The sequence below is a fragment of the Candidatus Villigracilis sp. genome (assembly GCF_057083605.1).
The window spans coordinates 1-9,708 of the sequence record NZ_JBXMTI010000143.1 but is presented as its reverse complement, the minus strand read 5'-3'; the positions used below and the strand labels follow the sequence as shown (position 1 = coordinate 9,708).

Sequence of the window (9,708 nt, the reverse complement as noted above, 5' to 3'; positions counted from 1 at the left end):
GGCTCAGCCGTATGGTTTTTGGTTTCCGTCTTCTCATACTCAACTCCGCAAAAGAAACTGTATGAGAAGTATAAGGTTGTCAAGCTGTCACGACTATGTTGAATTACTTTTCAAACACACCACTAGTCCCCATTGAGTAGACTTTATGTAGTACACCCTCACAACCGCAGTCGGATCTGCCCAGCGGGGTACATATCATGTATACGGGTATAAGTTCTGGCTAATCGGGGCAGACTCATCCATCCAAGGGCCGAAGAAGTTTCTCAGCGTCTAATATAATTTTCGTCGCATTGCTCGCCATCTGAAAGTTAGCCATCGAACAGTGTCGCTTTGGGTCACTGCCCACGCAGAAACATTGCCTGTTGCACCCGTTCCCGAAGCGTGAAAGAGGCAGAACCCGTACGCTTTGGAATGTGTAGTGCGCTTGTTTGTTTACTGTTTCAATCGAAGACAACTTTATAAACAACGATTTCCAAACTATTCTGCTCATGTGATGGATTTTGTTAACCCATCCATATAGCCACTCTGCCTCAGTTGCAATCAATCGAATTTTTTACAAAAACTCCAGCATCGCTATGCGACGCCTGGGATGTGAATAACTGATATGAAAAACGGTCTCGGAAGTGATGTCAACGAGCCCGTTTTTATATTTGCTACAGCGTTCTTACGTAGCGGAATTGTTTATAACCAGGCGGGTCGGTGTTAAGAACAGAATCAACCGTCACATGCAACAGAGCTGGTTTGCCAGAATCAACTGCCCGTTGGAGTGCGGCGGGCAGTTCGCCCACAGAGTCCACTTTTTCGCCGTAGCATCCCATCCCCTGCGCGATCAAGTCATAGCGCATCTCTCCTGAAATATTTACGCCTTGCTGCTGCTCGGCAGGGACGCCGCCAAAGTTATGCGCGCTGCGTTCCATGCCCCAGCCGTCATCAACGGCCACGAGGACAATGATCTGGGCATTTTCGCGCAAGGCGGTTTCCATTTCCATAATGTTGAAACCCACCGCGCCATCCCCTGTGATACAGTAGACCTGCCGCTCGGGTGCGGCAAGTTTCGCGCCAATCGCAAACGGCACGCCCGTTCCCAGATAACCCATCTTCACCGAATAAAGAAAACTTCGCGGCTCATAGATTTGATTGAAGGCAACGCCCCACAAGGTTGTGTTGCCGCCGTCCAGCACCGTCACCGCATCGCGCGGGAAGAAACTGCGTGCGTTGAAAACCATTTGCCCGGGGTTGAGTCCCTGCGTTGGCTCTGCCATGAGAAATTGAAATCCCTGCATCTGGGTTTGCTGGGTCAACTCACGATAGCGCGGCAGGTCAGGCATTTCGGTTCGAGCTTGTGTCTTTTCTTTTACCTTGGATAATATCGCCTTCAATGCGGATTTCGCATCTGCCACGATTCCCACATCAACGGGCCGATTTAACCCAATGGAATTCGCATCGACATCGATCTGAATTGTTTTCTGCTTCGACGGATCACCCCAGGCTGGAGGCATTCCCCAACCGTCATACTCACCAAGGCGCGAACCAACCACCAGAACCACATCCGCTTCATTCTTGGCAAGCGAAGATGCCTGCATATCGAACACGAAGAAATAACGCGGATGATCTTCGGGCACTGCGCCGCGCGCGCCCATACTCGTGCTCATGCCTGCCGCGAGATAATCACCCAACTCGATAAATTCCTTTGAAGCATCCGCCCACAGCACGCCTTTCCCTGCGTGCAGGAAAGGACGCTGGGCATTTGCAAGCAATTCCGCGGCCTGCTCGATCCATGCCGCATCGCCTGCACCCATGCTTGTCATTCGATATTGCGAAGATGGATATACAGGAACTTTCTCCTCATCGATTTTCATTCCCAACATCTCATCTGGAATGGCGATGAACACGGGGCCAGGACGCCCGGTCAATGCTGCGCGGAAAGCTGCTCGCATCATCTCGGGCAGTCGCTCTGGCTGACGGACTAGTGCGCTGTATTTCGTGATCGGCTTTGCCATATCCACGAGATTGGTCGCCTGCCATGCACCGCCCCGCTCAGGATCGGTAGTCAATCGGCGACGTGTGCATGCGATTGCGATGATCGGATGCCCTTCTGCATATGCGCTGGTAATCCCCGCCAGCATATTCGCCCCACCCGGCCCCGGGCTTGCAATCACAACACTTGGCTTGCCGTTCGTGCGTGAATAGCCCTCCGCCAGATGGACAGCGCCTTCTTCATGGCGGCAGTTGATATGCCGTATACCATAGCGCGGCGCCTGCGATGTAAACGGAATATGCGCCCCATCAATAATCCCGAACATCATTTCGATCCCTTCGGCCTGCAAACATTTCGCCAGCAATTCACCAACAGTTATTTCAGTCATGAGTTCCTCCTCGAAAAGATTTAAACACGAAGGTCACAAAGACCACAAAGGAAAGGCTTTTAACACCTTCGTGTACTTGGCGTCCTTTGTGTTTAATGAATTTCATGCAATGATTTTTTGCTCCCTCAACCAAACTTCCGTGCGGCGCATTCCTTCATCCAAATCCACCTGCGGATACCAGCCCAACAAGTCATGCGCCTTTTTATTCGATACCGTGTTCTTCTTAGAAAGCATTTCCATTGCGCCGCGCCCCAACTCGGTTTGCCTGCCAAGCAAGGTGAAGATCACGCGTCCAATTTCTGCAATCGCAATCGCCATTGACGTGCTCATCGTGCGCGGACCATTTTTTCCCAACATACGACAATAATACCCAAAGAATTTTTCACAGGTGGTCGCGCTCTCGCCGCCGAGAATAAATATTTGCCCGCGGCCTGCATCCTTCTCCGCCGCGAGCATCACACCGTTCACAAGATCGTCAATGTAGATCGCGCGAAAAACTCCCTGACCGTGAGCAGGCAAAAGGAACAATCCCTTTTGAATCATCTGCACAGGGATGAGAGTCCACGGGCGGGAGCCGGGGCCGTAAATATCCGCGGGGCGGATGATCGTGCAGACCATTTCACCAGCCGCGTGTGCAGCGAGCACTACCTGTTCGCTTGCAATTTTCGTGTCAACGTAAGGATTACCGGTGGGCATCACCGGTGCGGATTCATCGGCTTGATTATCCAAGATGAAACGCATTGCGGCCAGCGAAGAAATATGCATGAAACGTTTTACACCTACTTTGATCGCCGCATCCAAAACGCGGCGTGTGCCAAGCACATTGACTCGCCATGCTTCTTCGCGCGAGACGTTGTTGGTCACGATGGCGGCAGTGTGGATGACAAGGTCGCATCCACTTAAATGATCCTGCCATTCTTCGGGTTGGGAGACATCGCCCGCGACAACATTTGTAGAAGCATCGGCATGCACATCCAGGCCGCAGGTCTCTGCGCCCAATTCGCGATAACGCACTGAAATAGCGCGCCCTACAAAGCCGAGCGCCCCCGTGATGAACACTTTACGATAGCGAGTCTGATCCATTTCCCTGCCCCGATCTCTGTCTGCGGATTTTCTCAAGGCGTTTCATACCGCGTCTCTTCATTGGTTCATACAACCAGAACATGATCGACGGATTAAGATGATTCAATTTGGTCAGCCAGCCACGCCAGCGCGGCAGATTGATCTCGAGCGGCTTATCACGCATGGCTTTCCAAAAGGCTTTCTCCAAATCATGGACGGTCAGCGTGACGCCTGTATATGTAAGTGCAACTTCGTCGTGTCCATTCTCCAAATGTTTCTGCATGACGGGAGTATCAACCAAGTCTGGAGCGATCACAGTGACCGCCACTTCCTCGTTCCGCCATTCGATTGCGGTGGCGATGGAGGCATTTCGCAGTCCGGCCTTCGCCGCTGAATAGAGTCCATTCCCCGGCGTGGGCGAAAGACCTGCAAGTGAGCCGACATTGATGATGTGACCAGATTTCTGTTTCAGCATCACATCGCCAACAAGCTTCATGCCAAGTAACGGGCCTTTCAAGTTGATATCGATTACCAAATCAATGTTTTCAATGGGCTGTGTCAGAAAAAAAGACTGGCGGCTAATTCCAGCGATATTGAACAAATAGTCAATTCGGCCAAAATGTTTAAGCGCGTCATGAATGACAGTCTGCCATTGTTCCACCGAGCGAATATCCAGTGCATGCAGGCGTACAGACTCATTAGGCGTAAACGCTTCATGCAGTCCTCTCTCGTTTACGTCGGCAAGCACAAGGCAGTATTCGTCACCCTGTTTCAGCAGGGTATTTGCCCAATGTTTGCCGATCCCGCTGGCAGCGCCGGTGATGATCGCTGTTCTGACAGTCATCTTGTTTATCTACTCACCATACACACACCGCTCCGCGGCGCTGTCGAAAACCTACGGGACGGTGTTGTAATCGATTATTGGCCTGCGTTTGCAGGTGTGTTCATGGTTGCCGCTTCCCGCGCCTTTTTCTCATCGACCAGAGACATCAGTGCCCAGCCAACGATCAGGAATGCGGCAATCGAGAGAATCGCCAAACGATGCCCCGATTGCTCCGCAAGTTCAACAGCCTGTCCCTTGGACTGATACCACAAGGTCAATTCTGCCGCGAGAAACCCGAACACGGCGGGGCCAATGAACGAGGAAGTGCGTCCAGTCAAGGCGAAGAAACCGAAGAATTCTCCACTCTTGCCGGGCGGGCTGAAGGTGGCAACCATCGCGCGGCTGACCGATTGAACGCCAGCCATCGCAACACCCACGAAGGCGCCAATAATAAAGAAGTGAGTCTGGTTTTGCGCGAAGTACAATGCGAGAATACAGGCCACCATCAACATGATCGAAATTGTAAGTGAGCGTTTCCCACCAAAGCGGTCCTGCAAGTTTCCGAAGAGAATCGCGCCGAGCACATTCGTGGCCTGCACCAGGATGAAGAAAATGATCAAGCCAGTCTGCTCCAGGCCAAATAACACTGCGCCAAGAATCGCCGCAAAATCGAGGGCAATGATCACGCCTTCGTTGTAGATCAGATAAGCAAGCATGAATTTCAAAAATTCATTGAATCCGCGCGCCGCTTTGATCGTCTCGCGTAGTTGTTTGAATGCAATACCGAGATAGTTTTCGCCCGGCGGAAGTTTTTGGGGCTGTGCACGCTCGCGAAGCCACAGGAAGATCGGTATGGCGGCCAGCGCGAAGAAAATCGCAGTGGCGACAAGCGAACCGCGTACAACCAACAAGCTGCTTTTGCTAATCAAAATCGGCGGGAGGATAAGAAGCAGGATGACAATGCCGCCTGCAGATCCAATTGCCCAACCGGTTCCAGCAACACGTCCCATTTCCTTTGGCTCGGCAATCTCAGGCAGGAGCGCATCGTAGAAAACCTGTGCGGCGCGATAGCCAATCTCAGCCAGAAGGAAGCATATGATCGCCAATGCGATTGTTCCTTTTTGTGTGAAAAAAAGCAGAGCGGTGAACAGTACAGAAAGCGTTGTGAAGAAAAAAAGAAATCGTTTCTTTGCGCCGGAGTAATCGGCTATGGCCCCCATGACCGGTGCTGCAATCGCGACAATGATCATCGCGACCGAAATCGTCAACCCCCACAGGCGTGAACCCTCCGCTCCCCCAACTACTTGCTTCTGAAAGTATGCCGAATAAACTGCGAGCAGTACCACTGAAGCATATGCGGAGTTCCCAAAATCGTACAAGTACCAGGCCACACGCTCGCGGCGTGTGGATATAGAATGTGGTGCGACATTTGCCATCTTCCCATCCTCCTCACTGATATGTAATTGGCGCAAGTATATCACTGCGAAAAAATAAATCTACGGTCTACAACCTGCAAGCCAGAGAATCCAATAGCAGAACATTGGGGTAGCACCACACTAAAGCGTGGAGGGCCATAAACCTTGCCGAAAATGGGGTTCATTGGCAAGCTCGTGCGACTACCAAATCACGCGAAAAGCCAATGAACCCACGAGAACTATTTTGCCCGAATATGGACTGTCCTGCAAGGGGACAAGTCGGAAGAGAAAACATCCATGTTCACAGTCAGAAAGATAAAAGATGTATTTGTGAAATTTGTGGACAGACCTTTACGACATCGACGGGCACCATTTTCTATCGGTTACGCTCAGACCCACAATTGGTGATGTGGGTAATCGTCTTGTTGGCGTATGGATGTCCTGTCCAAGCGATTGTCAAAGCCTTTGGACTGGATGAGCGGACGGTGAGTGATTGGCACTCACACGCAGGCAAGCATTGCCAACAAGTCCATGAACATCTATCTGGTTGAAGACAGCCAGCATGATTTACAACAAGTGCAGGCTGATGAAATTAAAGTGAAAGTACAGAAAGGCACGATCGGGATGGCATTCGCGATCTGGGTTCCTACTCGTTTGTGGATGGGCGGGGTGGTTAGCCCCAAGCGTGATCTGGATTTGATTCAAGCCTTGGTCGACAAGATGCGAAAGATGGCTTTATGCCGTCCGCTTTTGTTAGCGGTGGACGGGTTAGCCAGCTATGTTAGCGCTTTTCGGAATGTGTTTCGCAGCAAGTTCCCGAGGCTTGAAGGAGCAACAGGACGCTGCAAGATGGTTTCCTGGCCGGACATCGCAATTGTGCAAGTTGTCAAACAGCGCGTAGAAGGTGTGTTGAATATAGTGCGACGGATTGTGCAAGGAGCGCAAGACATGGTCGAACGTTTGATCCAAACGACGCAAGGGAAGAGTGTCATCAACACAGCATTTATCGAGCGTCTCAACGCCACCTTTCGTCAGCGCATCCATTCACTGGCCCGTCGCACTCGTACTTTAGCACAACGAACTGAGACTTGGGCGGCAGGGATGTACATCGTCGGTTGCTTCTATAATTTCTGTGACTTCCATCATTGTCTGCGTTTGAAACTGTCCGTCGGTTCTTTTGGCTATCACTGGGTGCAACGAACTCCTTCCATTGCATCCAAACTCGCCGATCACCAATGGACACCGACCGAATTGTTAAATTTCAAAGTTCCGCCTCTGCGTTGGGAACTGCCCAAACAGCGCGGCAAACCTTCGACTGCTATCCTTCAATTGGCCCAACAATGGGCCTCTTGACCACGTTTAAGTGTGGTGACACCCCCGTCAAACCCGCAAAATATGTCCGATTGTGTGTACCCCTGCCCTTGTGGCGATTTTGGTGACCCACAAAAGGCCTGTGGATGTGCTCCGGCTGTCGTTACCAAATACCAGGCACAGCACAATGTCATTTCTTTCCTTTTACAATATATTTTGATTTGTAGGCTTCTTGATAGTGCAGTTCGAACTCAGGCGTTTTGCCTGTCTTGGTCAGGTTTTCCCAGGCCACCCGTAGAAGTCCGAGGTAAGGCGACCAGGGCTTGAGCATACGGTATTCGATAAACTCTTTTTGGTTTGATTCAATCACTGCCACCAGTTTCTTAGCAGCTATTTGAGGTGAGGCGGCAAGGAAGCGCAGCACAAAGGCGTAGTTCTTCATCATCTCGCGGCCGCGTTCGCCGATGACCGTTGGCGCGGTGAGCATGTCCGTTAGCATCATGCCGGGACTAAAAGCCACGATCTTCACACCACTGCTTTTGATTTCCTTTGCCAGCGAGCGCGTGAAAGAGGTGACCCATGCTTTGGTGGCCCCGTAGAGTCCCGTTGGAGAAGCGGGGCGCAGGAACGAGCCATTTCCATAAAGATTGACTAGCATTCCCTCTTTGCGCACTAGCATGAAGTGCAAAGCGGCCTGTGCTCCATACAGTGTGCCCATATCATTAGCAAGGAACATATCTATCGCCTGCGCAGGCGGAGTATCCAGGATCATTCCGGCAGATGCGGAATAGCCTGCATTGTTGATCCAGACGTCAATACGCCCGAACTGTTCGACCGTTTGACGGGCCAGCGCGTATACCTGCTGCTCCTTGCGCACGTCGCAAAGCTGACCTGTGAGCGGGCCGAGGCTTTCGAGTGATCTGATCGCAGATTTGAGCGCATCCTCAGACCGCCCGCAGATAACAACTGTCGCACCTGCTTTGAGCATGGCTTCCGCGATGACATAACCAAACCCGCGTGTCGAACCTGTAATGACAATAACTTTGTTTTTCATGTTTTCCTTCTGACTGAGCAGACCCCAGACCTAATCCATGCCAGCTTCAGCAGTTGCAGTTCGATTGAACAACCCAACGAGCCAGTTGAGGCTGAGATAAATTCCATAGATCAGGAATACAACCATGTAGTCCAGCATCGGGATGCGGATGACTTCATTGAGTTGACCGAAACGTCCCATGATCCCGTAGCTGGCAACCACCGCGACAATGAATGCCACGGCAAGCCCGCGTTTGGCCCAGGTGTTCAAGCCCAGTCCGTACATCTGCGTTAACACGACCATCGCGCCGAAACCAAAAGCGAACATCGGCCACATGTCATTGCCCTGGAAGATGGCGACCGTCACGCCGTGGATGAGCACGAAGACCTCGAGCGTGAACGTCCACCACTTATTGATGTGGGCACGGTTGAAAAAAAGCGTGCTTTGTGTGAAGAGCATGAACATGTAAAAGAAGCCCATCAGATGTCCCCATGTTCCTTCGGTGGGGTGATACCAAAACGTGTAGATGACTGCCCATGAGAACAGATAGCCGTGATACTGGCGGACGATCTCCATGAAGCGCTGTTGAAATTTGACCTTCTTCCCAAAGATCAGACCGCGGCGCGGCGTCTCGAGGATCAGGATGACGATCAGCATCAATGCCACGGATCCAAGCGCGCTCAGCTCAGGCACGTCCTGCGCCAGGCCGTCATAGAAGAATCGAGTCTGGAGAATATGGAGAATCGTGAATAGGATATTCACCGCGACCATGCTCCAGTTGAACCATTGAAATTGGTTCCCATACTTGGACTTTTGGCGCTGTGCAAAGTAAATGATGATCCACACGAAGATGTTGTGGAGAAGGTAGCCGCTCCACGCTGTCAGACGGGTGATGGCAGTCGGCTCAGTCAGCCGCCAGGCATAGGCAAAAGGCACTGTCCTGCCGATGATCTCAAAGCCTGTCAGGCTTGAGGTGGTAAATGCTATGATGGCTGTAAACGCCGCTGAAATGGCGATCCCTGGTAGAACATATTTGATGGCGGGATTAATTGTTTTCATGTCTATCTTTTCCTGAATTAAGTCATGTTGAAGCCAGCGGAGTGAAGCTTTCCACTCCGTTCGAGCAAAGATGCGCGGGCAGATCAATTGCGCAGGGACGATTCGTCGTGTGATGGCTGGCAAACGAGTCGTCGATCCCAATCTGGCCCTTTCTGCCTTGAGTGAGGGAGACGATCCGCTCACAGGGCGTGAGCGTGGTGTGTTAAGGGCATCGCTGGATGGCGCCAGTATTGCGGATATTGCCACACAATTTTATCTTTCCGAGGGAACGATCCGCAACCATATTTCCACAGCAATTCAAAAACTTAATGCACGCAACCGAATGGAGGCCGCACACTTTGCACGGGAAAAGAGATGGCTATAGCATTCGTCATTTTAAGCGACCACAACTCGACAAATACCTGCCCAGTGGGGTACATATCATGTATACGGGTATAAATACCCGTATACATGATATATGCCATAAAAATTTTAACCCGCAAAATATTGACCAGATAAATAATTCTTCCACTCATTATTCCAAGCTGGATGGAAATAAAAATGCCAGGGAGACGGATGAGAAGAAAACGCCTGGAAGACCTTACGGTAAAACAGATACGTTATTTACTTTTGGAAAAGCGCCGGGCAGTGCGTACCATC

8 protein-coding genes and 1 pseudogene are annotated in these 9,708 nt (G+C 51.3%); 3 read left to right on the top strand and 6 right to left on the bottom strand.

Annotated elements, in window-relative coordinates; translation table 11 throughout:
* Positions 1 to 653: 653 nt before the first annotated feature.
* The 4 genes from AC14M5_RS21390 to AC14M5_RS21375 all read right to left on the bottom strand — a co-directional run bounded on the left by AC14M5_RS21390 (position 654) and on the right by AC14M5_RS21375 (position 5,687).
* A complete protein-coding gene (locus AC14M5_RS21390) occupies positions 654 to 2,366 on the bottom strand; it encodes a thiamine pyrophosphate-binding protein (protein ID WP_484031747.1) in 1,713 nt (570 codons plus the stop codon).
* Between the two features lie 102 nt (positions 2,367 to 2,468).
* Complete coding sequence (locus AC14M5_RS21385; RefSeq protein ID WP_484031746.1) at positions 2,469 to 3,449, bottom strand: NAD-dependent epimerase/dehydratase family protein; 981 nt, start codon at positions 3,447 to 3,449, stop codon at positions 2,469 to 2,471.
* Positions 3,427 to 4,272, bottom strand: coding sequence for an SDR family NAD(P)-dependent oxidoreductase (locus tag AC14M5_RS21380; RefSeq protein WP_484031745.1), 846 nt, complete (start codon positions 4,270 to 4,272; stop codon positions 3,427 to 3,429). Before AC14M5_RS21380 ends, AC14M5_RS21385 begins: the two co-directional genes overlap by 23 nt.
* A 74-nt stretch (positions 4,273 to 4,346) precedes the next feature.
* Positions 4,347 to 5,687 (bottom strand): MFS transporter, encoded by a 1,341-nt coding sequence (locus AC14M5_RS21375; RefSeq protein ID WP_484031744.1) that lies wholly within the window; start codon positions 5,685 to 5,687, stop codon positions 4,347 to 4,349.
* A 468-nt stretch (positions 5,688 to 6,155) separates the two neighbouring features.
* Between AC14M5_RS21375 and AC14M5_RS21370 the strand changes: the two genes are divergently transcribed.
* Positions 6,156 to 7,019: a transposase domain-containing protein gene (locus tag AC14M5_RS21370; protein WP_484031743.1), complete on the top strand. Its 864-nt coding sequence runs from the start codon at positions 6,156 to 6,158 to the stop codon at positions 7,017 to 7,019.
* A 148-nt stretch (positions 7,020 to 7,167) separates the two neighbouring features.
* Here AC14M5_RS21370 and AC14M5_RS21365 read toward each other — a convergent pair whose 3' ends face one another.
* Together AC14M5_RS21365 and AC14M5_RS21360 are read right to left on the bottom strand one after the other, a co-directional pair.
* Complete coding sequence (locus AC14M5_RS21365) at positions 7,168 to 8,031, bottom strand: SDR family oxidoreductase (RefSeq protein WP_484031742.1); 864 nt, start codon at positions 8,029 to 8,031, stop codon at positions 7,168 to 7,170.
* Between the two features lie 30 nt (positions 8,032 to 8,061).
* Positions 8,062 to 9,069 carry a hypothetical protein gene (locus AC14M5_RS21360; RefSeq protein ID WP_484031741.1) on the bottom strand — a complete coding sequence of 336 codons (1,008 nt, stop codon included), beginning with the start codon at positions 9,067 to 9,069 and terminating at the stop codon, positions 8,062 to 8,064.
* A 66-nt stretch (positions 9,070 to 9,135) separates the two neighbouring features.
* Here AC14M5_RS21360 and AC14M5_RS21355 point away from each other — a divergent pair.
* Positions 9,136 to 9,433, top strand: a pseudogene (locus AC14M5_RS21355) (LuxR C-terminal-related transcriptional regulator); the annotation flags it as partial.
* A partial coding sequence (locus tag AC14M5_RS21350) for a hypothetical protein (RefSeq protein WP_484031740.1) occupies positions 9,408 to 9,708 on the top strand: 301 nt, incomplete at its 3' end. The pseudogene AC14M5_RS21355 and the gene AC14M5_RS21350, both read left to right, overlap by 26 nt.